This is a genomic window from uncultured Roseibium sp., assembly GCF_947494555.1.
Classification (GTDB): Bacteria; Pseudomonadota; Alphaproteobacteria; order Rhizobiales; family Stappiaceae; genus Roseibium.
Window position 1 is genome coordinate 439449 of record NZ_CANLVF010000002.1, and the last position, 25333, is coordinate 464781.

26 protein-coding genes are annotated in these 25333 nt (G+C 55.5%); 13 read left to right on the plus strand and 13 right to left on the minus strand.

What is annotated here, in order from left to right; all coding sequences use genetic code 11:
• Positions 1-178 precede the first annotated feature (178 nt).
• Together Q0915_RS10540 and Q0915_RS10545 are read left to right on the plus strand one after the other, a co-directional pair.
• Positions 179-532: a helix-turn-helix domain-containing protein gene (locus tag Q0915_RS10540; RefSeq protein WP_299471112.1), complete on the plus strand. Its 354-nt coding sequence runs from the start codon at positions 179-181 to the stop codon at positions 530-532.
• 254 nt (positions 533-786) lie between these two features.
• The gene (locus tag Q0915_RS10545; RefSeq protein ID WP_299471114.1) at positions 787-2244 is read left to right on the plus strand and encodes an NAD-dependent succinate-semialdehyde dehydrogenase; all 1458 of its coding nucleotides are present in this window, start codon (positions 787-789) and stop codon (positions 2242-2244) included.
• A 60-nt stretch (positions 2245-2304) separates the two neighbouring features.
• Here Q0915_RS10545 and Q0915_RS10550 read toward each other — a convergent pair whose 3' ends face one another.
• From Q0915_RS10550 to Q0915_RS10570, 5 genes are all read right to left on the minus strand, one after another.
• Complete coding sequence (locus Q0915_RS10550) at positions 2305-3462, minus strand: MFS transporter (protein ID WP_299471116.1); 1158 nt, start codon at positions 3460-3462, stop codon at positions 2305-2307.
• Positions 3459-4262 carry a DeoR/GlpR family DNA-binding transcription regulator gene (locus Q0915_RS10555; protein ID WP_299471118.1) on the minus strand — a complete coding sequence of 268 codons (804 nt, stop codon included), beginning with the start codon at positions 4260-4262 and terminating at the stop codon, positions 3459-3461. The genes Q0915_RS10550 and Q0915_RS10555 overlap by 4 nt, the downstream gene beginning before the upstream one ends.
• Before the next feature lie 135 nt (positions 4263-4397).
• Entirely contained in the window at positions 4398-7133 is a 2736-nt protein-coding gene (locus Q0915_RS10560) for an EAL domain-containing protein (protein WP_299471120.1), read from the minus strand.
• A 98-nt stretch (positions 7134-7231) separates the two neighbouring features.
• A complete protein-coding gene (locus Q0915_RS10565) occupies positions 7232-8077 on the minus strand; it encodes a FecR family protein (RefSeq protein ID WP_299471122.1) in 846 nt (281 codons plus the stop codon).
• Between the two features lie 320 nt (positions 8078-8397).
• The gene (locus Q0915_RS10570; protein ID WP_299471124.1) at positions 8398-9120 is read right to left on the minus strand and encodes a glycerophosphodiester phosphodiesterase family protein; all 723 of its coding nucleotides are present in this window, start codon (positions 9118-9120) and stop codon (positions 8398-8400) included.
• A gap of 382 nt (positions 9121-9502) precedes the next feature.
• Here Q0915_RS10570 and Q0915_RS10575 point away from each other — a divergent pair, with 382 nt between their 5' ends.
• The 5 genes from Q0915_RS10575 to Q0915_RS10595 all read left to right on the plus strand — a co-directional run bounded on the left by Q0915_RS10575 (position 9503) and on the right by Q0915_RS10595 (position 14907).
• Complete coding sequence (locus tag Q0915_RS10575) at positions 9503-10087, plus strand: YceI family protein (protein WP_299471126.1); 585 nt, start codon at positions 9503-9505, stop codon at positions 10085-10087.
• A gap of 52 nt (positions 10088-10139) precedes the next feature.
• On the plus strand, positions 10140-10724 hold the full coding sequence (locus Q0915_RS10580) for a cytochrome b (RefSeq protein ID WP_299471128.1): 585 nt from the start codon (positions 10140-10142) through the stop codon (positions 10722-10724).
• Positions 10725-10748: 24 nt separating this feature from the next.
• Positions 10749-11306, plus strand: a complete 558-nt coding sequence (locus Q0915_RS10585) for a YceI family protein (RefSeq protein ID WP_299471130.1) — start codon at positions 10749-10751, stop codon at positions 11304-11306.
• Between the two features lie 140 nt (positions 11307-11446).
• On the plus strand, positions 11447-13084 hold the full coding sequence (locus Q0915_RS10590) for a fumarate hydratase (protein ID WP_299471132.1): 1638 nt from the start codon (positions 11447-11449) through the stop codon (positions 13082-13084).
• A gap of 143 nt (positions 13085-13227) precedes the next feature.
• Positions 13228-14907: a DUF1963 domain-containing protein gene (locus Q0915_RS10595; RefSeq protein ID WP_299471134.1), complete on the plus strand. Its 1680-nt coding sequence runs from the start codon at positions 13228-13230 to the stop codon at positions 14905-14907.
• A 15-nt stretch (positions 14908-14922) separates the two neighbouring features.
• Here Q0915_RS10595 and Q0915_RS10600 read toward each other — a convergent pair whose 3' ends face one another.
• Positions 14923-15117 carry a hypothetical protein gene (locus Q0915_RS10600; protein WP_299471136.1) on the minus strand — a complete coding sequence of 65 codons (195 nt, stop codon included), beginning with the start codon at positions 15115-15117 and terminating at the stop codon, positions 14923-14925.
• 137 nt (positions 15118-15254) lie between these two features.
• Here Q0915_RS10600 and Q0915_RS10605 point away from each other — a divergent pair, with 137 nt between their 5' ends.
• A complete protein-coding gene (locus Q0915_RS10605) occupies positions 15255-15848 on the plus strand; it encodes a L,D-transpeptidase (RefSeq protein ID WP_299471138.1) in 594 nt (197 codons plus the stop codon).
• Between the two features lie 93 nt (positions 15849-15941).
• Here the strand turns inward: Q0915_RS10605 and Q0915_RS10610 are convergent, their stop codons facing one another.
• Positions 15942-16508, minus strand: coding sequence for a TetR family transcriptional regulator (locus Q0915_RS10610; RefSeq protein ID WP_299471140.1), 567 nt, complete (start codon positions 16506-16508; stop codon positions 15942-15944).
• A 341-nt stretch (positions 16509-16849) separates the two neighbouring features.
• Between Q0915_RS10610 and Q0915_RS10615 the strand changes: the two genes are divergently transcribed.
• Both Q0915_RS10615 and Q0915_RS10620 read left to right on the plus strand, forming a co-directional pair.
• Positions 16850-17320 carry a nuclear transport factor 2 family protein gene (locus Q0915_RS10615; protein ID WP_299471141.1) on the plus strand — a complete coding sequence of 157 codons (471 nt, stop codon included), beginning with the start codon at positions 16850-16852 and terminating at the stop codon, positions 17318-17320.
• A gap of 288 nt (positions 17321-17608) precedes the next feature.
• Positions 17609-18244, plus strand: a complete 636-nt coding sequence (locus Q0915_RS10620; protein WP_299471143.1) for a pyridoxamine 5'-phosphate oxidase family protein — start codon at positions 17609-17611, stop codon at positions 18242-18244.
• A 49-nt stretch (positions 18245-18293) separates the two neighbouring features.
• Here Q0915_RS10620 and Q0915_RS10625 read toward each other — a convergent pair whose 3' ends face one another.
• From Q0915_RS10625 to Q0915_RS10650, 6 genes are all read right to left on the minus strand, one after another.
• Positions 18294-19001, minus strand: coding sequence for a DNA helicase (locus Q0915_RS10625; protein WP_299471145.1), 708 nt, complete (start codon positions 18999-19001; stop codon positions 18294-18296).
• A gap of 181 nt (positions 19002-19182) precedes the next feature.
• Positions 19183-19551 carry a DUF971 domain-containing protein gene (locus Q0915_RS10630; protein WP_299471147.1) on the minus strand — a complete coding sequence of 123 codons (369 nt, stop codon included), beginning with the start codon at positions 19549-19551 and terminating at the stop codon, positions 19183-19185.
• Positions 19552-19614: 63 nt separating this feature from the next.
• Entirely contained in the window at positions 19615-21051 is a 1437-nt protein-coding gene (locus Q0915_RS10635; RefSeq protein ID WP_299471149.1) for a deoxyribodipyrimidine photo-lyase, read from the minus strand.
• A 107-nt stretch (positions 21052-21158) separates the two neighbouring features.
• Positions 21159-21593 (minus strand): SRPBCC domain-containing protein, encoded by a 435-nt coding sequence (locus tag Q0915_RS10640; protein WP_299471151.1) that lies wholly within the window; start codon positions 21591-21593, stop codon positions 21159-21161.
• Positions 21590-21931: a metalloregulator ArsR/SmtB family transcription factor gene (locus tag Q0915_RS10645; RefSeq protein ID WP_299471153.1), complete on the minus strand. Its 342-nt coding sequence runs from the start codon at positions 21929-21931 to the stop codon at positions 21590-21592. The genes Q0915_RS10640 and Q0915_RS10645 overlap by 4 nt, the downstream gene beginning before the upstream one ends.
• On the minus strand, positions 21928-22374 hold the full coding sequence (locus tag Q0915_RS10650; protein WP_299471155.1) for a cupin domain-containing protein: 447 nt from the start codon (positions 22372-22374) through the stop codon (positions 21928-21930). The genes Q0915_RS10645 and Q0915_RS10650 overlap by 4 nt, the downstream gene beginning before the upstream one ends.
• 157 nt (positions 22375-22531) lie before the next feature.
• Between Q0915_RS10650 and Q0915_RS10655 the strand changes: the two genes are divergently transcribed.
• The 3 genes from Q0915_RS10655 to moaA all read left to right on the plus strand — a co-directional run bounded on the left by Q0915_RS10655 (position 22532) and on the right by moaA (position 25279).
• On the plus strand, positions 22532-23638 hold the full coding sequence (locus Q0915_RS10655) for a twin-arginine translocation pathway signal protein (protein ID WP_299471156.1): 1107 nt from the start codon (positions 22532-22534) through the stop codon (positions 23636-23638).
• Positions 23631-24077, plus strand: a complete 447-nt coding sequence (locus Q0915_RS10660) for a MarR family transcriptional regulator (RefSeq protein ID WP_299471158.1) — start codon at positions 23631-23633, stop codon at positions 24075-24077. Before Q0915_RS10655 ends, Q0915_RS10660 begins: the two co-directional genes overlap by 8 nt.
• A gap of 212 nt (positions 24078-24289) precedes the next feature.
• The gene (gene moaA, locus Q0915_RS10665) at positions 24290-25279 is read left to right on the plus strand and encodes a GTP 3',8-cyclase MoaA (protein ID WP_299472306.1); all 990 of its coding nucleotides are present in this window, start codon (positions 24290-24292) and stop codon (positions 25277-25279) included.
• The last annotated feature ends 54 nt before the right edge of the window (positions 25280-25333 follow it).

Genomic DNA, 25333 nt, shown 5'->3' on the forward strand with positions numbered 1-25333 from the left:
CAATCCCGCCCTCTCCCACTCTCAATGCGACAAATCAGCGGGCAGCTGTTGCACTGCACAGGCGGTTCATGCAAGTGTGCGCGCCATGACCCATCCATACAGAAAAAATGTTCCGTTCCTGCCGGACGCAACCGTTCACTTGGTAACGGATTCAGCCGGGGGCGACGGGAGTTCAATAATGTCGACACGTAGCAGCGAATACACTCTGGGCGAGCGTATCTGCAAGGCGCGCGATGCTTCCGGCCTGTCGACTGCACAGCTTGCACGGCGCCTTGGGATCAAGACTGCGACGATGCAGAGCTGGGAGAGCGATCGCTCCGAACCACGCTCCAACAAACTTGTTCTTCTTGCCGGGGTTCTCAATGTCAGCCCGACGTGGTTGCTCGTTGGCCGTGGGACACCGCCTTTTGCCGAGGAGCATGATGCTGCAGACCTCGACAGCATGAAAGTTGCGCTTGATCGCGTTCAGCGGCAGGCACAGGCGCTCGCGGACGAAATCGCCACGCTTCAGGAACGGATCAGCGGCTCCTGACGCCAACCTCCCTCACCCCGTTCCGGGGTGACCATTCCCTGCTTTCATTTTCGAGCAAACCTGACGTTTCCGCGGCTCCGGTTCAGGAGCCGTGTTGCGTTGACCAGTCTCTTGCACTGTTGCGCCGCATCGCGAGTACCGCTTTGACTTCAAAAGCGCTTGCCAGACGGTTGCGAGGGGCACTATCTGTTTGTGAGCCGGTTCAAAGGATGATTTGACGGCCATTCTTGTCCCATACGCCAGAGGGTTTTGCCATGTCCTTGAACGCCGCGCTTCTAAAGCAACAGGTCTATATCAATGGTGTCTGGGCCGACGCCGACAGTGGCCAGACGATTGCAGTCGTCAATCCCGCAAATGGCGAAAGCCTTGGTGCAATTCCCTATTGCGGCCGATCCGAAACGGCCAGGGCAATCGATGCAGCTCAAGCTGCTTTTCCAGCCTGGAAAGCACTCACCGCTGACGCACGCGCGGACTACATGCACAAACTGTGCGACGCGATCATGGAAAATGTCGACGATCTGGCGGTCTTGTTGACGAGCGAAATGGGCAAGCCGTTGGCGGAGGCCAAGGGCGAGATCACTCTCGGCGTGAAATACATCCGTTTCTTTGCAGAAGAAGGCAAGCGCATCTATGGCGATACCATTCCGTCTCCCTGGGCGGACCGCCGCATATTGGTGACCAAAGAACCGGTCGGCGTCGTTGCCTCCATCACGCCCTGGAACTTCCCGAATTCCATGATCGCGCGAAAACTCGGAGCTGCGCTGGCGTCCGGGTGCACAATGGTCATGAAGCCAGCTGAGTTCACCCCCTATTCCGCGCTCATTTACGGGGTCATGGCGGACAAGGTCGGCCTGCCCGCCGGCGTCGTCAACATCGTGACCGGCGATGCTCCGGCGATTGGCGAGGAAATGTGCGAAAACCCGCACGTGCGCAAGATTACGTTCACCGGCTCCACGCGGGTTGGAAAACTGCTCGCAGCCAATGCCGGCAAGAACATGAAGAAAATCTCCATGGAGCTTGGCGGCAACGCGCCGTTTATCGTTTTCGATGATGCGGATCTCGATAAGGCAGTTATCGGTGCCATCGCCAGTAAGTTCCGCAATTCAGGTCAGACCTGCGTCTGTGCCAACCGGATCTATGTGCAAGCCGGTGTCTACGATGCTTTTGCCGAAAAGCTCAAGACCGCGATGGCCGAGCAGTTGAAGATGGGTGACGGGCTTCAGTCCGGCGTCACACAGGGACCGCTCATCAACGATGCCGCCGTCGATAAGGTTGCTGCGCATGTTCAGGACGCCTTGAGCAAGGGCGGCACCCTTGTCACCGGTGGTCAGCGCGGTGAAGGTGCTGGAACATTTTACGAGCCCACACTGATCACAGGCGCAACGAGCGAAATGAAGGTCGCGCATGAAGAAACGTTCGGCCCGCTTGCGGCGCTCTTTCGTTTCGACAGCGAAACTGACGCCATCAATCTCGCCAACGACACGGAATACGGTCTAGCCTGCTATTTCTATTCGCAGGATCTTGGACGCTGCTTCCGGGTCATGGAAGCACTTCAGTATGGTCTCGTTGGTGTCAACGAAGGGGTCATTACCACCGAAGTCGCACCGTTTGGCGGATTCAAGGAAAGCGGCGTCGGCAACGAGGGATCCAAATACGGTCTCGATGACTATCTGAACATCAAATACAGCTGCCTTGGAGGCCTCGGCCTCTAGAAGGACATTGTCTTCCCAGGGATGTCCCAGAGTTTTGTATCTTTTGCCGAACCCAAAAGATCACACCGGTCTTGCGGTGACGCGAACGGCGAACAATGGGACAAGGCTCATGAGGACGACAAGGGCGACAAAGGCCGCCTGCAGGCTTGTTACATCGGCTAGAAAACCGATCGCTGCCGGACCGAGCAGGATGCCTCCATATCCCGCTGTCGCGACAGCCGCCACTGCCTGACCGCTCGGCATTTGCGTTTGTGAACCGGCGAGGCTGAACAAGACCGGCACAATGTTCGAAGCGCCAAAACCGATCGCCAGAAACCCGATCGCAGAAACGATGATGTGCGGCGCGGCGGTGGCCAACAGCAGACCAACAATCGTGAGCGCTCCTCCCCAGACAAGTGATTGCCTGCTGCCGACCGCGGCGACAAATCTGTCGCCGAACAGTCTCCCGATCGTCATGGCCACGGAAAACAACATGTAGCCGTAGCCACCCATGGCGATTTCGACCAGGCCCTGCCCTGTGACTAGCAGCGCACCCCAATCAAGAATTGCGCCTTCAACCAAAAAGGTCGATGCAGCCAACAAGGCAATCACAAGCACAATTCCTTTCGGGAGCACGATTGCGCCAGCCTCCGCTTCAGCTTCCCCTTTCAACAGGAACGGCCAGGCAACAAGAACCGCAATCATTCCAAGCAGGGCGCAGGCCGAAGCAGACTGCAGCGGTGTTGCACCAAGGGTCAGCAAAAGGATTGCTCCACCTGCGCCGGCGAATCCGCCCACGCTGAAAAGCGCATGAAATCCCGACATGAGCGGTTTTTCCGATCCCCGTTCTACTTCAACGGCGTGCGAATTCATGCCGACTTCCAGAAGACCGAGAAATGCACCGATCCACACCACAACACCGACCATGAGCCAGACAGAACCGGCAACCGCGACGGCTGGAAACATCGCCGTCAGGCCAAGACCTCCCCAGACAATCACTTTTCGTGTTCCGTATCGCGAACACGCAATACCTGCCAACGGCATGGTCACAACGGATCCGATGCCAAGACACAAAAGCAGCAATCCCAGCCCGGCGTCATCCAGTGCAAGCCTTTGCTTGACGTAAGGTATGAGCGGCGACCAGCACCCCAACACAAACCCGGCGACAAAGAACACCAGTCGTGTTGCGTGGTGGGTAGCCGGCCGGTTGCTTGCGGACGTCATTTCCATCTTGTTCATGACGGACCTGCTGTGCGTATATTTTCTCCGCCCGCAAGGAAAACCTCGTTTGCATCCGTCTTGTAGTCTCGCAAGGTCTGGTCGCCCGTGCTGTCTTCGAAGATCAAGACATCGATCCTCTCAAAGGGGACAACCTTATGCGGCTGGTGGGTGCCGAGCTTTTCTTCAGCGACAAGCACGGCGACCCTGCTGCTGCCTCTTGTGGCCGCGCGTTTTACCTCGGCATCTTCGCTGTCAAACGCACTGACGCCTGCCTTCCGGCACAATGCACAAGTCCCCAGAAAAGCCATATCAAAGTGGTAGTTTTGGAGTTCGGCGACGGTCCCGGCCCCTATGGTGCCTCCGACCTGGGAGTTGACCGGACCGCCCAACATGAAGAGCTTCAGTCCGGGGCGTCCCATGAGGGTCATTGCCACTGGGATCGAGTTGGTGACGATCGTCAATTCAAGGTCGGTGGGAAGCATTTCGGCCAACGCCACATTGGTGCTGCTGACGTCCAGAAATACACAGTCTCGGGGTTTCAGTAGCGACAGTGCGCTTCGGGCAAGTGCATCCTTGCGATCGCGGCCCTCCCCGGCGCGGACGGAAAATGGCTGTGCCGCGGGATCGAGCGGCAAGGCTCCGCCATAGACCTTTTCACACAGCCCTTCTCCAGCAAGCTTGCGCAGATCCCGCCGGATCGCGTCTTCGGAAACGGAAAACCGGGCCGCGAGCTTCGCTGCCGACACCGCCTCACCGCGGGCAAGCATCGCCAGTATCGCAGTTCGTCTCTCATCAGGTAAATAGGCAACATTGGACATAAACGTGCAATATCACGCACAAACCTAGATAATCAAGTACAAACGTGCATGATCGTGCAGATTGCCCTCTGGCCATTATCCGGCGCATTTGACGTCAGCTTGCGCGACGGAATATCCAGCGATTTTTAAAGAAGTTCAGGCTGCGGCGACAAGCAGCTCCGAAATACCTGCAGTGTTTGTGGGACGTCCGAAAAAGTATCCCTGACCAAACCTGCATCCGAGTTCCTGGAGCCTGTGGGACTGTTCGTAGGTTTCGATCCCTTCCACGATCACCGACATTCCGTAACCTTCGGCCAGAAGAAGCACTGCCTCGATAACAGCTGTGTCCTGCTGCTGGTCAATGGTTTCGCGCACGAACGAACGGTCGAGTTTGATCTTGGAAAATGGAAACTTAGTGATGTAACCGAGGGACGAGTATCCGGTTCCGAAATCGTCCATCGAAAAGTTGCAGCCTATTGCTTTCAGGTCTTCCATATTGCGCTTCAGATCGGGACCGTCATCGATAAAGAGGGATTCGGTGACTTCGAGATCCAGACGTTCCGCAGGGAACCTCGAACGCTCCAGGGCATCAGTCACCGTTTCCACCAGATTGCCCCGAAAGAATTGAATTGGAGACACATTGACGGACAGGCGTAGTGGAATCGACAGGCTCAATATCTCTTTCATGCCGCGATTTAATGCCCAGGAGCCCAGTTCCTGGATGTAGCCGTTTTCTTCCGCGATCGGGATGAACTCCACAGGCGACACCGGGCCGAATTCGCGGCTGTCCCATCGCAGTAGTGCCTCGACACCGAAGAGAGAACCGTCCTTGAGATTGACCAGCGGTTGATAGTCGAGGCGTAATTCGTCTCGAATAATCGCCTTGAACAGTTCCGTTTCGAGTTTTCTTCGTCTCTGGAGCGCTGTATCCATCTCGGATTCAAAACGAACGATATGACTCTGGCTGTCCCGGCGCGCTTTCGACAAGGCATTGCCGGCGCGTTTCAAGATCGTATCAGCGTCTGTTTCGCCTTCCGATACCACGTAGCCGAATTTCAACTGAACGGAGATGCGCGCGCCGTCTATCGAGTAGTCCTCACCGATTATGCGCTGGATGTCATCGACGATCTGAACGTCCTGGCCACTTCCAAATTTCAAAATGGAGATCCCGGCGAAAACGTCCGCCGTAACAGCGGACCAGGTAATCCCCTGTGCCAGATGGCTTTTGAGGCGCGACGCGATCGACTGACGAACACTATCACCATAGCTGAAGCCAAGCGTTGCAACGATCTGGTCCATGTTCGTGACGGCAAACTGAAACACACAGACTGCTTCGCTCTGCGAGCAGGCATTTTTCGTCTGCCGGAACAATTCCCGCTCAAATCCACCGCGGTTCAAAAGGTCGGTGATCGGGTCGAACCGAGCCAGATATTCAAGCCGCGCGGCAGACTCGCGCTCATCCGTCACATCCCGGCAAGTCAGGCAAGCCAAGGCACGGATTTCCGTCTTGTTCGCATGCGCCCCGTGCGCCAGCGTTTTTTCGGCTTTCGTGACGACATACTCAATGAAGCGCCGCTTGGTGCCTTCCTGAGCCAGAACAAGTATCTGAGGAATTGGCTCTCCTCTGTCAGAGACCTGCAGAACGGCAATCGCCTCTTCAACCAGCGCATTGGGTAGAACCGCGCGCGCCGGGCTTCCAGCGAGCGTATCGCTTGAAAACAGCTTCCGCGCGGTCTGATTAGCTGCTGTTATCCGGCAATCGCTGTCAATGACGATGATTGCATCGAAACTGTCGTCGAAGACCTGACCAAGCATGCGATCGCTGTTACGCTGCTTGATGTCGGCGATGTGAGCCAGCACCTTGTGCAGGCCGAGTTCGCGCAAGACGATAACCGCTGCGGCCAACACAAAAAGCAGATAGGCGCTTGCGGTTGGAACGAGCATCGGCATCGTTTTTTGAACACTTACCGCAACAACTTCAATCGCAAGAACGGACAAAACGAGAATGCCGAACTTTACCGCCCATCCCTCGATTTTTGTCATCAGCAACAAAAGAAAAATGAGTACCGCGAAGATCAGCGCGTAGCCTTCCCCCGTCGGTTTCAGCGCCCGGTTCTGCAGCAGTGTTTCAGCGCCCAAGGCCTGGATCAGGGCACCTGGAAGAATGCCGTGAACCGGGACTGCAAAAAGATCTCTCAGTTCAAGTGCACTTGCTCCGACAATCACCTTTTTACCTGAGAACGCGCCAAGGTCGGCTGATCCGTTCAACACGTCTATGAGCGGCGTCCGCTTGATGTCGCTGATGGAAATGCCGTAGTCCAAAAAGAACGACCCCGAAGCATCGCCTGTGTGCTCACCCAAAAAGGCAGACGCGGACACTTCCGTGGTTCCGTCGATTTCAAATCCGTAGAGGTTCCGCCAGATACGGCTGTCACCTTCCATCGGAACCATGACGACTACAGGCCATGCGTGATCGCGGAAAGGCTCTATCGGCAGGTTGACGATCACCGCGCCTTCGGAATTTGCCGAAGCCGCTTGTCGGAAGGCAGCAAGGCTGACATTTCCAGCCTTCTCGAGCGCATTCGCGAATATGGCATCATCTTCGGGATTGGAGGCGGCACTGAAATCGATATCGAACACAATGTCCTGCGCGCCGGCATCCGCAAGTTTTTCCGTCAGGTCGGCATAAATCCGGCGCGGCAGCGGCCAGAGCCCGATTTCGTCGAGGGTTCTGGCATCTACATCCACGAATACGATTTCTCCGGAGGCAGGGCGCTGGTCGAGATTGAACCTGGCTTCCCAGAGGTACCGGTCAAAGACGTTGATGAAACTACCTGAGCGTAAAATGAGAACGGCCGCGCTCACCAGGAACGCGACCAGAAGGGCGTTCACGAAACGCCTTCCGAATTTCTCAAACCAAGTCTTCACCCCACCTCACCCGCTCAAGTCATCTCCAGCGTTATACCGGCAAATCGTCAGCATTTCGTAACTCAGTCGTCGTCGTCGTCACCGCCATTGCCATTGCCATTCGAATTACCATTGCCGTTACCGTTCGAATTACCATTGCCGTTGCCGTTCGAATTACCGTTGCCGTTGCCGTTCGAATTGCCATTGCCATTGCCATTCGAATTGCCGTTGCCGTTGCCATTCGAGTTGCCGTTGCCGTTGCCGTTCGAATTGCCGTTGCCATTCGAATTGCCGTTGCTGTTGCCATTCGAGTTGCCGTTGCCGTTACCAAACAGCCCGCCGAACAAACCGCCTCTGTTTTTGACGGCCTTTTGTTGCTTCTGAGGAGTAGCCGCGACATCCGGCAATCCAACCTTCGGCGCGCGTTTCGGACCCTTGCGTACGGTTGGCTTGGTGCGACCGCCCACACTCAGGCCTGCGTCGCCGGATCGCGTGCTTGCCGCGTTCTGTCCGGCGCCCAGATCGGCACGGTCTCCGGACTTGAAGTCTTGCACCCCGACGACACCGCGTTCAACGGAAACCTTTGTCTGGCGATTGTTTACCAAGACATCAAAACGCGTGCCTTTTACAACCGCGGCCAGAAACGGGGTTTCGACAAAGAAATGGGGACGTTCACGCTTTGCGACGTCGACAGTTACTTTTCCCTTGCGCTGAAGCACAGTCGTTTTGGTTCGGTTACTCTGATATTTTGATATTGCGAAGGTCGTGTTCGGACCGACTGATATCGTTTCCTCTCCGCGCACGATCAACGCCCGGCCACCAGCGCGCGTTCCCATGGTAAAGCCTTTTTCGAAGACCATACCCTTCTTGACACGGTAGGCTTCGACGCCAGGCGATACGAAGTACACGATGCCGGAGACACGTTTCACCACCCATTCGGTCGCACTAGCGGTGCTTACGGATGCAGAAAGAAAGAACGGTATTAAGAAAAACGCAGCAAAAAAACCTGCCAAACCACGTTTTAAATATGACCTAGATAGTGAAAATCGCACTTTTTGCAACAATTTCAAGTTGCATTTCAAGTTTTCGACAATCATAGCTAAATCACCTCGCAGGTAAAACTTAGCTTTTGTCTTATTCTTTCAATATTAACTCGAGGTAAAACTATTAATACAAGAAAGATATTTACAAATCAGAGTTTCTGAAAAGTAAACACTGTGGTGAAATTTTTAACAGACGAAAATTGAAGCTACGCAGCTGGTGACAGAATGTCCTGCTCGACTTCCCGGAACAATTCCACATCGTCAATGTTCATTTGTTCGACACCGCAACGCACCGCGTTTTCAAACACCTTACGGTCGCTTCCAGCGTAAAACATCTGCGTCACAAGGCTCGCCGCCATGGCTTCGCGAACAAGGTGATCTTGTAGGTTTTCCTCGTGAAACTCGATGATGTGCGCATCTTGCGCAACGGCGCGCTCAACCGATCCGACGTGGGTAAAGAGCACCATGCGCCGCAGGTCAGGCACTTTTGCACGCGCTTCTGCCCGTATTGCCTGGTCGAACGAGAACGTCCACGCTTCATTGAGCATGCCACGTACGGCAAGCATGTCGCGTATTTCAGCCGGATCACCTTCCTTTATCTCGACATAGGTTCCGATGCGGCCGCGGCAGGCATCGAGGAACGCTTCCAGACGCGGGACCCGCTCGCCGGCAAATTCAGGCGCGAACCAGGCGCCAGCATCGAGTTGGTCAACATCCGTAGACGTCAACTCCGATATGCGCCCTGCTCCGTCGGTCGTCCGGTCTACAGTCGCGTCGTGAAGGACATAGAGGACGCCATCTCTGGAGGGCCTGACGTCAAGTTCCACGACATCAGCTCCAAGATCGATCGCTTTTTCAAGCGAAGCGAACGTGTTTTCCGGAGCGCATCTGCAAGCTCCGCGATGGGACACAATGAGCGCTTGTTTCACGTTAAAACTCCTTTGCCTCCACAGCTCATGCCTGGAGTCTTCCGGGCCTCCGTTGCCCCCGACCTGATGGAAGTTTCCAAATGCGTGCCTGACTTTCTTGATGTATTGATGACAGTCGGTTTAATTTCACGTTTTCAGATACTTACCCTTCGCCTCGTGATCGGAAGAACCTGAAAAGGAACATCTTGCGCTCTGACGGGCGGGCTGATTCTATTGAATCCACAAAATTGCATGGGCTTTGATCTGATTGCCGCAACATGGACAATATTGTTCATTCAATTCGAACGGTCAGTCAAATTGCACTGCGGCATTTCTTCCCTATCTTCCAGCATGCAGCGTTCATGAGCGAACGCTCTTTGACCAATCGACACGAGGTTTGATCATGATCCGTTTTGCCACCTCCGCTCTGGCCCTGACCCTTCTGGCCGCGCCCGCTCTTGCGGAACCCGTTGCCTATGATTTCGACAAGTCACACGCGAATCTTTCCTTCACGTACAATCACCTCGGCTACTCCACCACCGACGGCCGTTTCGGCGACTGGGACGGAAAGCTGCTTATCGATGAAGGCGCACCGGCGAACTCATCGGTCGAGTTCACGATCAACATCGACAGCCTCGATACGTTTTGGGCAGATCGCGACACACACTTGAAAAGCCCGGACTTCTTCGACGCCGCCAAATATCCGCAGGCGGTGTTCAAAAGCACCAATGTTGAACAAACAGGCGAAAAACAGCTGGAAGTGACGGGCGACCTCACACTCAGAGGCATCACCAAACCTGTGACACTTACAGTAGACGTCACCGCCCTGGGTGAACATCCGATGGCGAAAAAACCTGCCGCCGGATTTGCGGCAACAACAGTGCTCAAGCGCTCCGACTTTGGCATGGACAAGTTCGTGCCCTATGTCGGTGATGAAGTCACCGTGACATTCCATGCTGAAACGCTGAAGTCCGAAGCGACCAACTGAAGCCATACACAGGAGGCCGGTTCAATCGGCCTCTTTCTTCAAGGAGCCGGCCATGCTGCGCAATACTTCGACAGGATACGGACGCGTCGCAATCGCATTCCACTGGACGATGGCCATTCTGATCATCGCAATGCTGGCCTTCGGCCTCTACATGACAACACTGCCGCCGACGGACCCGGCAACGTTCCAGCTCTTTCAGCTACACAAGTCCATCGGATTCGTTGTGCTGACACTGGCAGTGCTGCGCCTAGTCTGGCGGCTGATCAATCCGTCTCCGAAATTGCCAGATGGCATGCACCCGCTCGAGAAGCTGGCAGCTCATCTGGGGCATATCGGGCTTTACGTACTCATCTTCGCGATGCCTGTTACGGGATGGTTCATGGTCTCCGCATCGCCATGGGGCATACCGACCGTACTCTTCAACATACAGCCCGTGCCTCATCTGCCGGTTCCCGAGGCTTTGGGCACGAAAGAACAGGCGGAAGCTTTCTTCAAGCTGCTTCATGAATATGGGGCCTACCTTCTCATCGCCCTGGTCATTGTCCACATCGCAGCGGCCATGAAGCACCATTTCATCGCGCGGGACGACACGCTCAAGCGGATGGTTTCGACAGGACCAGCCAAGTCCGGTTCTTAAGCTCTCACATCAGGATTTCAGTTTATGCCCATGAAAAATCTTGCGATTGCGTTCACTTGTGCGCTGGCTTTAACCGCAATTGCGCCTGCCAGCGCCGATACCTGGACCGTCAATCCGGATCAGAGCAAGCTATCGTTTGAGGTCCAGCAGGGCGACGGAGCCCTGACCGGGGAGTTTCAGACCTGGCAGGCGAGCATCGATTTTGATGTAAACGCGCCCGGATCTGCGAAAATATCTGCCCGTATCAATCCGGCGAGCGCCGCGACAGGCAACCCGCAGTTCGACACGACCTTGCCGGCCAAAGACTGGTTTGACGTCGAAGGGTTTCCCGAAGCGGAATTCACCGCAGAAGGCGCCTCGATTGTCGAAGGAAACAGCTACACGGCCGACGGCACCCTTACGATCAAGGGTGTTTCGCATCCGGTCACGCTCGATTTCACACTTGAGATCGACGGCGATACCGCAAAAGCAAAAGGGACCGCCAAGCTGAACCGGCTTGATTATGCAATCGGGCCCGGCGTCGGCGCGGATACAGTTGGCGATATTGTTACGGTATCCCTGGATCTGACCGCAACGCGCTGATCTCAACCGCTACGCAACGTCCAAAATAGCAGGCCGCGGGACTTGGCGTCCGCGGCTTTTTTGCCGTAAGAGAACACCTTGAAAGTTCCAGCGCATCCGGCAATCGACAGCCGAGGCAGCCAGATCAGGAAAGATGCCCCATGAACGCTCCCGTCACGCCTCCAGAATATCAGCACAGCGCATTGTTCCCGCAAGGCGAAGACCCGACACCGTTCCGAAAACTCAGTTCCGACTTCGTCAGCACGGCAGAATTCAACGGCGAGGAAGTGCTGATGGTCGATCCCGAGGGGCTGCGACTGCTTGCGGAAGAAGCTTTCAAGGATATCAACCATTATCTGCGCCCGGGCCATCTGGAGCAGCTCAAGAAAATCCTCGATGATCCGGAAGCAACCGAAAACGACAAGTTCGTTGCCTTCGACCTGCTCAAGAACGCCAATATTGCCTCGCACGGTGTATTGCCGATGTGCCAGGACACCGGAACCGCAATCATCATGGGCAAGAAAGGCCGGCGGATCTGGACCAATGGCAGCGACGAGGCTGCACTCGGCGAAGGCGCCCGGGACGCTTATTTCAAAAAGAACCTGCGCTATTCCCAGCTTGCGCCGATTTCCATGTTTGAGGAAAAGAACACCAAGAGCAATATGCCTGCGCAAATCGAGCTCTATGCCGAGGGCGAAGACGCATACAAGTTTCTCTTCATGGCCAAAGGTGGCGGATCGGCGAACAAGACCTTCCTGTTTCAGGGAACCCCGTCCCTTCTGACCCATGACCGCATGATCGATTTCCTGAAGGAAAAAATCCTCACATTGGGGACAGCCGCGTGTCCGCCTTACCATCTTGCGATCGTTATCGGCGGAACTTCTGCGGAAATGAACCTCAAGACGGCCAAACTCGCATCTGCGCGTTATCTGGACGGACTGCCGAGCGAAGGCTCTGAAAGCGGCCACGCCTTCCGAGATCTGGCTATGGAAGAAGAGATCCACAAGTTGACACAGGCAACTGGTGTCGGAGCGCAGTTTGGCGGCAAGTATTTCTGCCACGACGTGCGCGTGATCCGCCTGCCGCGCCACGGAGCGTCGCTTCCCATTGGCCTGGCGGTGTCATGTTCAGCCGACCGGCAGGCGGTCGGCAAGATCACGAAAGACGGTATTTTCCTGGAGCAACTGGAGACGCAACCGGAAAAGTATCTTCCTGAGGTAACCGACGAATCTCTTTCAGACAATGTCGTCAAGATCGATCTCACCCGTCCGATGTCCGAGATCCTGGGTGAACTCAGCAAACACCCGATCAAGACCCGGCTTTCGCTCACCGGTCCGCTGATTGTGGCGCGGGACCTGGCTCATTCCAAGCTGAGGGACCGCCTGGAAAGCGGCGAGCCCCTGCCCGACTATTTCAAAAATCATCCGATTTACTATGCGGGTCCGGCGAAGACACCCGAAGGCATGCCGTCCGGGTCATTCGGGCCGACTACAGCGGGACGCATGGATGCCTATGTCGATCAGTTCCAGGCTGCGGGCGGTTCCATGGTCATGCTGGCAAAGGGCAATCGTTCAGCGCAGGTGCGCCGGGCATGCCAGGCTCATGGCGGATTTTATCTGGGCTCCATCGGCGGCCCCGCGGCACGCCTTGCCCAGGATTGCATCAAGAAAGTTGAAGTTGTCGAGTTTGAAGAACTCGGCATGGAAGCAATCTGGAAAATCGACGTTGAAGATTTCCCGGCCTTTATTGTCATAGATGACAAGGGAAACGACTTCTTCAAGGAGCTCAATCTGAGCTGAGTTTCTATGAAAGAGTAATAAAAAGGCGGCGATTGCCGCCTTTTTTGTGTCTGGCAGTTTGTATTTGCCTTAAAAACTTTACCTGATCTTTATCCCATGCAGGCAAAAAATGAGACTGGCAACTCAACGTCACAGATGTCTTTATGGTCAAATTCGCCCTTTACCTTCTCGTCCTCGTGATTTTTGCGTATGGCAGTCTGAAACTCGGTCTGCCGAAACTTCATTTTGTGTTCCTGGTCGCGATCCTCGGAAGCGTGGCCGGTATGGTGATGTGGCCCCTTTTCCGACCGGTCCTAAGCTCAATCGGTTCTCTCTTGCCGACCAGCGCGAACAGGAACCAGGATGCCGAACCCCAGGACATCAACGAGGGCAGATTTCAAAAGGTCCTGACCAAAGAGGTAAAGAAGACCCCCGAACCGCGCGTTGAGCCAGAACCGAAACCCGAAACGGCAACCGTCTCGAAAGAAGAAATCGCACCGGAGCTCCCCAGCGGGCCGACGCCGGGCGCCGATTCCTCGTTTGAAGCGCTGCGTGCAGATTTTGCGCGAAGTGCCGTTTACGCGTTCCGGCCTTATCCGCCGCACCGGGCACAAAACGGGCGGAGCAAGATCGGCGGGCTGCCGGACCTGCCAAAGGGCGTTGCCTGGCCGACGGCACCAGGACATGGCGATCAGATCAAGCCGGATCTACCGCTGCACTTCCTGGCCCAGATCGACCTCGCCGACCTGCCGTGGCGCCCGAAGGACATTCCCAACGCCGGAATGCTGCTCTTTTTCGGACGTTTCGATGAAAATCTCTCTTGGGCTGAATCAGATGTTGCCCCCGAAAACGACATCAGGGTTATCTTCGATCCTGATTACACGGGCACAGAAACGCCAATCCCGAAAAGTCTTCCACCGCTCCGGGACGGCAACTATCATTTCGACTTGCTGTTCGGTCTCCCCGGCGATGAAAAAACACGTTCCTTTCCGGAATGGCCACTTGCTTTTGTAACTGCAGAAACAATGCCGCAAAGCAGCGCGCTGCCGTTTGACGCGCCTGAAGGCTATGACGCTGCGCATAAGCACATGCTCACCGAACAACTTAAGGCAGCATTCGGCACACTCGAAACCGACAATGTTGAACATAGGGAGTTCCACCTGTTTCAGCCAAGAACCGAGCAGGAGCGCGCCGAAGGCAAACCAATCGTTGTCAGGCCGCATTCGGAAACCGGGTTTCCATTTGCTCCGAGGGGCATCGCGCTTATCTGCCGGATCCTTCGCAACCGGCATGCGGCCAAGCTTGAGGAAACGAGCTTCGATACCTGCTTCGAAGACTGGCAGGGTCAGGCAGAGGGTTCGAACGCAAACAGCATCGATCAGCGCATGGTCAATGCGTTTATTGAAGACCTGAACGACTTTCTCGCGCGGGCCGCGGACAAGAATTACGGCACCTATTTGAAATCAGACATAGAACGTGCGTTGCACCGCCTCGTGACAGAGGCTGGCTCCAACCCCGATCTGGCAAAGCATCTTCCCGAAGCGCTCTACGTTGCCGCAGCAGACAGGCATCCGGTTTTCTTGAAAGACGCCAGCAACGTCAAATGTCCCGACTATCCAAGGGCAAGGTCAAGCAACAGCTATCACCAACTGTTCGGACATCCCTCTTCAGCTCAGCTCAACCTGTCACCAAACGGTCCGGATCAGCTCCTGTTCCAGCTATTCAGCGACTGGGGTGCAGAAATGAGCATGGGTGATGGCGGTGAATTCCACTTCATGATCAATGAGAGCGATCTCAACGCTCAGGTATTCGAAAACGTTTCAGCCGCTCACTGTGCCAGATAATTCCAAACCGGCGTCCTAGGCAGAAATTGCAAGTTTTTCCAAAGCCCGCGCGCCGATTCCGTCGAAGTCACTATTTCTGCGCGGTAAAAAATCGTGATTGATCTGCTCCAAGGGGGCGACAATCATTGCAATCCAAAGGCGAACTCCTGCAGGATAACCCTCATCAAGGTTATTTCCCGTTGCAATTTCAGCACAATTGATCGGTGTCACGCCCGCTCACATCATCGTGAGATTCCCTTTCCTCCAAAATTAGGCCATGATTGTTAAGAGTGCGGCAAGGAGATTTTCCTAACGTAACCTTCGAAGCGAAGCGCCGTGAGATGGGCAGGCGCTGAAGGGGGATAGAGATGAAGAGATATTTTTACGCAGTAATTGCAATTGTGGCAGGATCCTTCCTGCTGCCGGCTGAAGTGTCAGCACGCGCCGGCTACTTCGACCACAGCACCAACACCTGGGTGACCCCGAAATATCATCCGGGCGGCAAGTCGCCTGTGAGACGCAAGAAGGTCAGTTATGATGGACCGTATTCCGCGGGCACCATCGTCATTGATACATCCGAGCGCCGTCTTTATCACGTCCTGCCGAACGGCAAGGCCATGAGGTACGGTGTGGGCGTCGGCAAGGAAGGCTTCCAGTGGGCCGGTACGCACCGCGTCACCCGCAAAGCCGAGTGGCCGAGCTGGACACCGCCTGCACAGATGCGCGCCCGCGAGCGCAGGAAAGGCCGGATCCTGCCGACCTACATGCCGGGTGGCCCGAACAACCCGATGGGTGCACGCGCACTTTACATCGGTTCGACCCTCTACCGCATTCACGGTACGACCGAGCCGTGGACCATCGGTTCTGAGGTTTCTTCCGGCTGCATTCGCATGGCAAACGAAGATGTGATCCACCTCTACAAAAGCGTCAGCGTTGGCGCCAAGATCGTGGTCAAGCGCTAAGCGCTTTTGATATCAAACACATAGGCCGGACCTGAGCGTCCGGCCTTTTTTATTGGCAGTCGAACTTTTCTGCGGCTCAGCTCGATGGCAGTTTCATTGGGCTGTATCTATCGCGACAAGACTTTCAGCAGCAGTTTTTGCTGCCCCCGCAGGGTCCGGATCGAAACCCATATGCGCCGCAACGATCGCGCCTTCTTTGAGAATCAACAATTGTCTGGCGAGTTGAGCAGGATTTTGCACTTCCGCCTCCCTGCACATTCTGGTGAGTGCCGTCAGCAGAAGACGCTTGTGCTCTGCCGACTGCACATAGGCAGGATGTTCCGGATCCTGAAATTCGGCCGACGCCTTAATAAACATGCAGCCCCTGAAGCCAGGTTCCGAGAACCATTCCTTCAACACGTCAAACAGGGCAAGCAGGCGCTCGCGCGGGGGCAGCCCCGTTTCGTCCAGCCTGCGAAACAACCAATTCCGGAACGTTTCGTCCCTGTGGCGTAGAACCGCCAAGATCAGGTCGTCCTTCGTCCGGAAATGCTTGAACATGGTTGTCTTGGAAATGCCGGTCTCCGAAACCAGGGCATCCATGCCTGTAGCGTGAAATCCCTCACGGTAAAAAACCGGAAGAACCTTCCTGACCAGCTCGTCTCGTTTGCTTGGGCGCATACTGCATCTTTCTGTACTGATCTGTAGGTAGTCCATTCCCTACTAATTCTCAAGCAATGTGGGAATTTTTTGAACGCACAGGCTTAACGGGGCTTGAATATATGTACCGATCTGTACATATTGGAATCGTAACTGAACAGATCGGTACAATCAGAAAGCTGAAGGTTCGCGATGAACAGGTTGAAACCCGCATATCCGCGTAGTTTCTACGCAGTTGGTGCCTTTGCGTTTGTGACCCTCATGCTGGTAGCACTTGTCCAACCAGCACCAGAAAGCACTCGGCACGAAAACGCACCGATCCAGACGTCATCTCCCCAAATGCTTGCCATGGATCTCACGCAATGACCGAACAAAGACCACCGCTGCCACCCTTCACCCGGGAAACCGCGATCAAAAAAGTCAGGGCTGCCGAAGACGGATGGAATGGCCAGAGCCCTGAAAAAGTCGCCTTGGCCTACACGCCCGACACGATTTGGCGTAACCGCTCTGAGTTTCCGGTCGGCCGGGAACAGGTCGTCGAGTTCCTGACCCACAAGTGGAAACGCGAACTCGACTACCGGCTGATAAAAGAGCTATGGACCTTTGAGGACACCAGAATAGCCGTGCGTTTCGCCTATGAATGGCACAATGGCGATGGCCAATGGTTTCGCTCATACGGGAATGAAAACTGGGAGTTTGCCCCGAACGGGCTGATGCACCGCCGGTTCGCAAGCATAAATGACCTCGCCATTGCCGAGAACGAGCGCAAGTTCCACTGGACCAGTGGGCCGCGCCCGCTTGATCATCCAAGTCTCAGCGATCTGGGACTTTAGGGTACGGACCCATAAATGAAGCTGATTTGGCGGCAGAAATGGCGAATTCTCGCGAGGAAACGAGCAAAGAGCGGGCTTTGTGCCCGGTCAAGCACGTTGACGCTGCGAGGTGAAGCCATTTTGCCGTCCTTCGGATTTGGCCGTTTTGGCCACCTGTCGCGTCGCGAAAGGCTTGAAAATGAACCACATTTCCTGCGCTTTCGCTCCTTTCATCTGGCCAAAACGATTCAAACCAAATCAACTTCATTTGTGGGTCCGTACCCTAGACCCGTTTGACCGGAGGACCGAATGGCCCGTGCATTTTCAGAAATCGCATTCACCCGGACGGTTCGCGACCGCCAGTCGGACCTAGGGTCGCGGGACGGCTATGCCGCCCTGGACTCAGACGACGTTGATCGGGGCGACCAACTGGGGCCGAGCGAAATCGGCTTTATCCAGGCGCGGGACGGTTTCTATCAGGCAACCGTTTCCGAGACGGGCTGGCCCTACGTCCAGTTTCGGGGCGGACCGGCGGGTTTCCTCAAGGTTCTCGATCAAACGACGCTCGCCTATGCGGACTTTCGGGGCAACAGGCAATACATAAGTCACGGTAACCTTGAGACGAATGAGAAGGTGTCCCTGATCTTGATGGACTATCCGAGCAGGACCCGTCTAAAGATCTGGGCGCTGGCGCAGCAACTGGCCTTGAAGGGAAATGAGGCGCTGGCAGAAGCGGTCTCCCTGCCCGGTTACCGGGCACTGCCAGAGCGGATCGTCAAGCTCTCTGTAAAAGCTTTTGATTGGAACTGCCCGCAACACATTCCGCAACGCTTCTCATTGGCAGAACTCGCGCCGGATCTGAACCGGCTTCAAAAGCGAATTCAGGATCTAGAGGAGGAAAACGCGGAATTGAAAGCTTTCCTCGGATCGGACAGCCGGAGCTAGTGGATTTGCCGGTCCGCGCGGCGCAGACCGGCATCCCCTTCAGGCCCACTCAGTTCGTTCTGATGGCCATCTCGCCTTCATGAAGAAAGCAGCCCTTGTCGAACAGAGACAGATCCAGTGGATTTGGAAGGCGAATGTCAGACCAGTCCGGCACATCTTTGACGGTCGGGTCGAACGAGCGATGTATTTGCGACAAAAACACCAGACGGACCCTTCGCGTTTTTGCAAATCGTTTCAGCGTCCGAATCTGAGCCGACAGTTCCGGCGCCGTACGCATCTGATCAAGGATCTGGAGATAGTCGATGACGCCGATGGCTCCCTCCGGGGCGTTCGAAAGGACTTCGACCACCGCATCGGCATTCAGCGAATCCGTCAATACGGTTTCAAAACGTTCGGATTTCTCTTTCGTTCGCCCCCCAAATGCCAATGCCGATCTGACATCCTGCGCCGAACACTCGGACGACAGAAAGAAAGACCGGTCTCCCCGCTTGGCGGCATCAAAACCCAATTGCAGCCCCAGTACAGTCTTTCCTTGCCCAGGCCTTGCGGCCAGAAGGAGCATCTGGCCGGGTTGAAGCTCACGAAGAAGAGAGTCTTCGGGACCATTTCGACGATAGGAACTTGCAAGCAGGCCCCAATTGGCGAAACCTTCCGAGCAAGCGATACGGTCCAGCGCAGAAATCAACGGAATTTTCTCTTGCCTGGCGATTGCCTTGGCTTTGCGTTTCAAACGGAAAATCGGGGCAGATAATTTCATCGCGACCTCCAGAACCAGGTGCGAAATTCGCAGTCCCTCCTTATGCGCGCGCACATGAAACCAATGCTGTCACGAATGGCCCTGCAGGTCAGCTGCTGCTCCAAATGGAGGGGGACGGCTCGGGTCAAGCCAGGCTTAACGATAACAGATTCGATGGACCACCTTCCAGCCGGTTCATTCCTCAATGGTCGCGGCTAAGGCCCTTTTCCTTCAATTCGCGGAGATAGACTTCCCAGTGCTGCTCGGGGTTCTCGCCGAGATCAAGAAAATACCGCCAAGAGTATATTCCAGAGTTGTGCATGTCGTCGAAATGGATCCGGACTGCGTAATTGCCAACCGGTTCTACTTTGATGATCTCAACATTACGTTTGCCGGGAACCGTTTTCTTCTGGGAGGGTGCATGTCCCTTGACCTCTGCCGATGGCGAACAAACACGCAGATACTCCGCCGCGAGGTCGTGTTTCGCGCCATTGTTGAAGGCGATCGTCAGCGTTTTCCTGTCACTGGAAACGCGCAGTTCGGTTGGCCAGGGGTCTGAGTTTGCGGTCATTTGGAGATTTGCCTGCGAGATTTCATCAACTTGGTGCGGACGATAGCGAGCAGCGTGCCTCCGTCAAGCGGCGTTTTGACCCGCAAGCTTGACGGCTTCGTACCCTTCCAGAGCCGCTTGCCTTGCAGCCGCGTGATCGACAATCGGCGAAGGATAGTCGATACCCAGAACAATACCGGCACGCTCCAAGGCCGCTTCCGGCGCGTTGAACGGTTCAAACAGGTAGGGCGTCTCTAGATCACACAACTCCGGAACCCACCGGCGCACATAAACACCCTCCGGATCGAATTTCTGACCCTGGGTGATCGGATTGAATATCCGGAAATACGGCGCTGCGTCGGCGCCTGACCCCGTCACCCACTGCCAGCTTGCGGAGTTGTTTGCAAGGTCAGCATCCAGAAGCGTGTCGCGGAACCAGGCTTCGCCGTGGTGCCAGTGCAGACGCAGGTGCTTGACCAGGAAACTTGCAACGATCATGCGAACACGATTGTGCATGTATCCGGTCTTCCAGAGTTCACGCATGCCTGCGTCGACGATCGGATATCCCGTTCGCCCTTTCTGCCAGCGCTCCAGATCGTCCGGGACCTCCCGCCATGGATAAGCGTCGAATGTTGGGCGCCAGTTAGATTTCGGCAACTCGGGGAAGTGATAAAGGAGGTGGTAAGAGAATTCCCGCCAGGCAATTTCCGACAGGAATTTCTGGCCGTCTTTGCCCAGGTCTGGCGCTTCGTTCATAGTCTTCTGTGTCTCAAACCAGATCTGCCGCGGAGAAATATCTCCAATGTGCAAATGCGGAGACAATCTCGACACGTTTGGAAGATCCGGCCGATTGCGCAGGGTTCCGTAGCCTTCGAGATCTGCTTCCAGGAACGCTTCCAGGCGCTCCTTCGCACCCAGTTCGCCCGGTGACCAAAGATCCTCCCAGCCTTCCGCCCAGTTCGGATTTTGCGGCAGAAGTCCAAGGCACTCCAGCGGCTCCCCCTCAGAATACGCGACATATTCGATATTTTCGGGCTCCGGGAGCGGCGCTTTCACGTCCAGTTGCTGAGCGGTTTTCCAGAAAGGCGAATACACCTTGAAAGGGCCGCCGGCCTTGTTGGTCAGCTCCCAAGGTTCAAACAATAGCGAAGCCTTGAAGCTCTCCACATTGAACCCGTCAGACCTCAACAGTGCCTTGATCTCGGTGTCCCGTTCGATCGCATGTGGCTCGTAGCACCGATTCCAGCAGACATTGCTGACCTCAGCCTGCCTGGCAATTTGCGGTAGGAGGAAACGGGCATCCCCTTTGAGGATCACAAGACCTGGAAGTCTTTGCTGCAGAGCGGACAGGCTGTGATGCAGCCACCACTTGCTTGCACCTCCAAGGGGATAAGGGTCTCCGGTCTGTTGCGGGTCTTCATGAATGAACACCGGCAAAACCGGCCCATTCTTGGCGGCCTCAAACAATGCGGGATTATCCGCGGTTCTTAAGTCCTGCCGGAACCAGACGAGTGTCGACATGCTGCCTCTTCATAACGCGTGTTACCCAATACGTCAGAGATAGCAGCTGGATCAATGATGCGGCCGGCGAACATGTTCGCCGGCCACTCTGCCTCAAGAAAGACCAATCAGGCCGGCTGGAGTGCTTTCGCCACCTCCCGCAGCCGCCCGAAATGTGCGTCCCAGCCGGCATCAAGGGCGCTCAGCATTTGGAATGCGGCTTGCCCCGCGGCTTCTTCAATCCCTTCGTGCGAGAGCGACAAACGCGTTCCACCAGCCGCATTCTCCAAAGACCAGCGCACGGTCGTCATCGCCCCATTAAGGGGCTTCACCGTGAAGGTGTAGACGAGGCTTTCATGGGGCCGCATTTCGAGCACCTTGCCCCAGCAGATTTTTTGCATGTCGCCGTGCTGATCGAGAAGTGTGAAGTCTTCACCTTCCTTCAGATCATCCTGCGCCGGATGAAACCAGCGTGCCAGCTTGTCCTTTTCCGTTAGAAACGACCACACGACGTCGCGTGGAGCATTCAGGAACACTGTCTTCGTGATGGTTGTCGCACTCATTTTTTGCGTCCTTTCTCTTCCTGCATCTCCTTGGCAATTTCCCTCTGCAGATCAGAGAGTTTGCCGTCCCAGAACTGATCGAAATATCCAAGCCATTCGAATGCCGACTTCAAAGGCGCGGGTACCAGGCTGCTCCGCCGCTCTCGGCCAATGACTTCACGTTTGATGAGGCCCCCCTCTTCAAGGATCGCCAGATGTTTGTTTATGGCCGTTCGTGTGATGTCGAACCGAGATGCGATATCTGCGATTGCCAGGCTCTCACGCGACAGATGAACCAGGATTTCGCGCCTTGTCGGATCGGCCAGAGCGCGAAAGACGCCCTGTGGTCCGGTGTTCATTGCCCCTCCTCCCCAACCGGTAGAAAGTCGAACGCGCCGTCCTGGTAAAGAAATGTGACGCAGTCCGACTTTGAGACACATTTGCTCAAATGGGCCAGCCCGGCAGGGATTTCGTAGAAGTCTCCAGCCTTCAAAACGGTCTCTTCACCAACAACGACCTGGTCCGGCAAGTGGACCATTTCCCCCTCTACGACGATGCCGTACATGCCGGCGCTCTTTACGTGAACGGGACTGACGAGGCCGGCCGGCAGACGAACCATCGCCATGTAGCTCTCCTCAAACCGTTTCCCTTTCAAAGCAGCGAAGGCGACGCCCTCCGGCGTTACTTCCCAGGACAAATCAGACTGCGTTGCCAGCCTGATGTCAGTTGCCCCGGCCTGGAGAACGTTCAAAAACCCGACAGTCGAAACAGCGGCCGTTCCCAAAAATTTTGCAATCCACATACCATGCTCCTCATGACACCTTTTGGTGACATATTAAATGACACCTTTTAGTTTCATTTCAAGTCTTCCTGAAAAATTATTTCGATCCAAAGATCAGATATTGATTTTAGTTCGACTTCGCACTATTTAGTTCGACATCGCACTAATGGAGTTACAAATGACTTTGACGCGCAGAAAAACGCTCGCAATCCTCGGGGGCGGCTTCATTGTGGCGGCAGGAGCTGCCACCGGTACATTCTTGACAACCAGAACCCCTTCCACAGCACTTGCACCCTGGGACGCAGCAGGGGCGTTTGAAGATCCACGCCTTTTTGCACTCTCCTACGCTCTTCTGGCTCCCAACCCTCACAACAGGCAGCCATGGCTTGTGGAGCTCGACACGCCCGACGGCTTCCTGTTGCACAGGGACGTCAAACGGGATCTGCCGCATACTGACCCGCACCAAAGACAGATATTCGTCGGACTCGGCTGCTTCCTCGAGTTGATGGCAGTTGCGGCAACCCTGAAAAACAGAACCGCCGAGGTTGACCTGTTTCCGGATGGAACGGACGGCCCTGTCGCTCGAGTGCGCCTGGCGGCCGGCGGCGGCGTCGACCGCCTGGCAAATCAGATCCTGGCCCGCAGGACCTGCAAGGAACCGTTCGAAAACCGCCCCGTGCCGCAAGAAAGCCTGGCGCAATTGAGACAATACGGAACAGCCATCACGGATACTGCTGAAGTGGCGCGCATCAGAAAGCTCACCTGGGACGCATGGCTAACGGAAACGAATACCCATCGAACGTTGAAAGAGAGCGTGGATTTGATGCGGTTCGGAAAGTCGGAAATCAACGCTAACCCGGATGGTATTGATCTTGGAGGCCCCTTTCTGGAGAGCCTTATGCTGGCCGGTATTCTTACGCGAGAAAATCAGCTCGACCCGGAATCGGCAGGCTTTCAGGAAGGCATAAAGATCTACCAGGAGATGCTGGCAGCGACACCGGCCTACATGGTTCTGACGACGCCACAAAATTCCAGACAAGACCAGATCGAAGCGGGGCGCCGCTGGCTGCGACTGAACCTGGAGACGACCCGGCTTGGCCTGTCGCTGCATCCTGTCAGCCAGGCGCTGCAGGAATTCAAGGAAATGGAACCTTACTATCAGCAGGCCCACCAGCTACTTGCCAAACCCGGAGAAACCGTTCAGATGCTTGGGCGGCTGGGTTATGGACCGACAGTGCCGCCCTCGCCCCGCTGGCCGCTCGAGACACGGATCATGAATGGATAACGATACCCGGACACTCTTTTTCTCTTTCTTCAACGAAGTCGGGATCATTGCGCAACTCAGCCGCACCGCTCTTGAGGCGCGGCTGCCAAAGGGATTGACCTTGCCGCATTTCAGCGTCGTGAACCACCTGATCCGCGTGAAAGACGGACAAACGCCGCTCGCGCTCGCCAACGCGTTCCAGGTGCCCAAGACGACAATGACGCATACGCTTGGTGGACTGACCGCAAATGGATTTGTTGAGATACGTCCGAACCCTGACGACGGCCGCAGTAAAACTGTCTGGCTGACAGATGCCGGTCGACGCTTTCGCGAGGATGCGATCCGATCGATCGATCCGGACATCGAGGTTTTCAAATCGCAATATCCGGAAGAGAAAATTCGCGAGATCGTTCCGGAACTTGCAGCTATTCGTGCCCTACTCGACGCAGCACGCGACTAGAGCGCTTTTAGCCGCCGATTGACAAAATTACACCGACAAGTTTACCTAGTGACGCAATCCGGACAATGATCGTCCAGTTTTGATTGATATTGCCTTCAAGCGCGCCATATGATGGGGCCAAGAACAAAGAAGTTTTGGGAGAGCAGAGCGTGACAGACGGAAAGATAGTCGTACCATCGAAACAGTCGGACGGCCCAGAAGTCCCTTCTCCGATGATCGATCCCTTTGGTCGCGCTGTCACATATCTCCGGGTTTCAGTCACAGACCGCTGTGATTTCCGCTGCGTTTATTGCATGGCGGAAGACATGACGTTCCTGCCCAAGCGAGAAGTCCTGAGCCTGGAGGAACTCGACCGTCTTTGCACCGCATTCATTGAAAAAGGTGTTCGAAAGCTGCGTCTGACCGGCGGAGAACCGCTCGTGCGCAAGAACATCATGAGTCTGATCCGGGGCCTTGGACGCCATCTTGACAGCGGCGCGCTCGAAGAACTTACGCTCACGACAAACGGCTCCCAGCTCGCACGTTTTGCAGACGAACTCTATGACTGCGGCGTCCGGCGCATCAACGTGTCGATCGATACGCTCGATACACAGAAGTTCAAGGCCATTACGCGCTGGGGCGATCTCGGCAAAGTCATGGATGGAATTCGGGCCGCGACCGAGGCTGGCCTGAAAATCAAGATCAACATGGTCGCGCTCAAAGATGTGAACGAACATGAGATCGTCTCGATGATTGAGTGGTGCCATGACCAGGGCCACGATCTGACTTTGATCGAGACAATGCCCCTTGGCGAAATCGACGGTGATCGCACCGACCAGTATTTGCCGCTGTCGAAAGTGCGTGCAAACCTTTCGGAACAGTTCACACTCACCGACATTCCCTACAAGACCGGTGGTCCCGCGCGATACGTCACGATTGAAGAAACAGGCGGACGTCTCGGGTTTATCACGCCGTTGACCCATAACTTCTGTGAAAGCTGCAATCGCGTGCGCGTCACATGCACCGGCCAGCTTTACATGTGCCTTGGCCAGGACGACATGGCAGATCTGAGAGCACCGCTTAGGGCATCAGAGGGCAATGACCTCCTGAATGATGCGATTGACGAGGCAATCGGGCGCAAACCAAAGGGTCATGATTTTGTGATTGACCGGAAATCAAGGCAGCCCGCTGTGTCACGTCACATGAGCGTCACGGGCGGCTGACGGCCAAAGCACCACCAACACAAACTTCTAGCTCGTGCCTTCGCCAGGTCTACG

Coding starts and splice junctions, on each gene's coding strand:
- Q0915_RS10585 (WP_299471130.1), top strand. CDS start 10,749: ATGCCCATGAAAAATCTTGCGATTGCGTTCACTTGTGCGCTGGCTTTA.
- Q0915_RS10595 (WP_299471134.1), top strand. CDS start 13,228: ATGGTCAAATTCGCCCTTTACCTTCTCGTCCTCGTGATTTTTGCGTAT.
- Q0915_RS10545 (WP_299471114.1), top strand. CDS start 787: ATGTCCTTGAACGCCGCGCTTCTAAAGCAACAGGTCTATATCAATGGT.
- Q0915_RS10555 (WP_299471118.1), bottom strand. CDS start 4,262: ATGTCCAATGTTGCCTATTTACCTGATGAGAGACGAACTGCGATACTG.
- Q0915_RS10655 (WP_299471156.1), top strand. CDS start 22,532: ATGACTTTGACGCGCAGAAAAACGCTCGCAATCCTCGGGGGCGGCTTC.
- moaA (WP_299472306.1), top strand. CDS start 24,290: ATGATCGATCCCTTTGGTCGCGCTGTCACATATCTCCGGGTTTCAGTC.
- Q0915_RS10610 (WP_299471140.1), bottom strand. CDS start 16,508: ATGCGCCCAAGCAAACGAGACGAGCTGGTCAGGAAGGTTCTTCCGGTT.
- Q0915_RS10540 (WP_299471112.1), top strand. CDS start 179: ATGTCGACACGTAGCAGCGAATACACTCTGGGCGAGCGTATCTGCAAG.
- Q0915_RS10590 (WP_299471132.1), top strand. CDS start 11,447: ATGAACGCTCCCGTCACGCCTCCAGAATATCAGCACAGCGCATTGTTC.
- Q0915_RS10550 (WP_299471116.1), bottom strand. CDS start 3,462: ATGAACAAGATGGAAATGACGTCCGCAAGCAACCGGCCGGCTACCCAC.
- Q0915_RS10575 (WP_299471126.1), top strand. CDS start 9,503: ATGATCCGTTTTGCCACCTCCGCTCTGGCCCTGACCCTTCTGGCCGCG.
- Q0915_RS10625 (WP_299471145.1), bottom strand. CDS start 19,001: ATGAAATTATCTGCCCCGATTTTCCGTTTGAAACGCAAAGCCAAGGCA.
- Q0915_RS10630 (WP_299471147.1), bottom strand. CDS start 19,551: ATGACCGCAAACTCAGACCCCTGGCCAACCGAACTGCGCGTTTCCAGT.
- Q0915_RS10640 (WP_299471151.1), bottom strand. CDS start 21,593: ATGAGTGCGACAACCATCACGAAGACAGTGTTCCTGAATGCTCCACGC.
- Q0915_RS10650 (WP_299471155.1), bottom strand. CDS start 22,374: ATGTGGATTGCAAAATTTTTGGGAACGGCCGCTGTTTCGACTGTCGGG.
- Q0915_RS10615 (WP_299471141.1), top strand. CDS start 16,850: ATGACCGAACAAAGACCACCGCTGCCACCCTTCACCCGGGAAACCGCG.
- Q0915_RS10635 (WP_299471149.1), bottom strand. CDS start 21,051: ATGTCGACACTCGTCTGGTTCCGGCAGGACTTAAGAACCGCGGATAAT.
- Q0915_RS10660 (WP_299471158.1), top strand. CDS start 23,631: ATGGATAACGATACCCGGACACTCTTTTTCTCTTTCTTCAACGAAGTC.
- Q0915_RS10605 (WP_299471138.1), top strand. CDS start 15,255: ATGAAGAGATATTTTTACGCAGTAATTGCAATTGTGGCAGGATCCTTC.
- Q0915_RS10620 (WP_299471143.1), top strand. CDS start 17,609: ATGGCCCGTGCATTTTCAGAAATCGCATTCACCCGGACGGTTCGCGAC.
- Q0915_RS10580 (WP_299471128.1), top strand. CDS start 10,140: ATGCTGCGCAATACTTCGACAGGATACGGACGCGTCGCAATCGCATTC.
- Q0915_RS10645 (WP_299471153.1), bottom strand. CDS start 21,931: ATGAACACCGGACCACAGGGCGTCTTTCGCGCTCTGGCCGATCCGACA.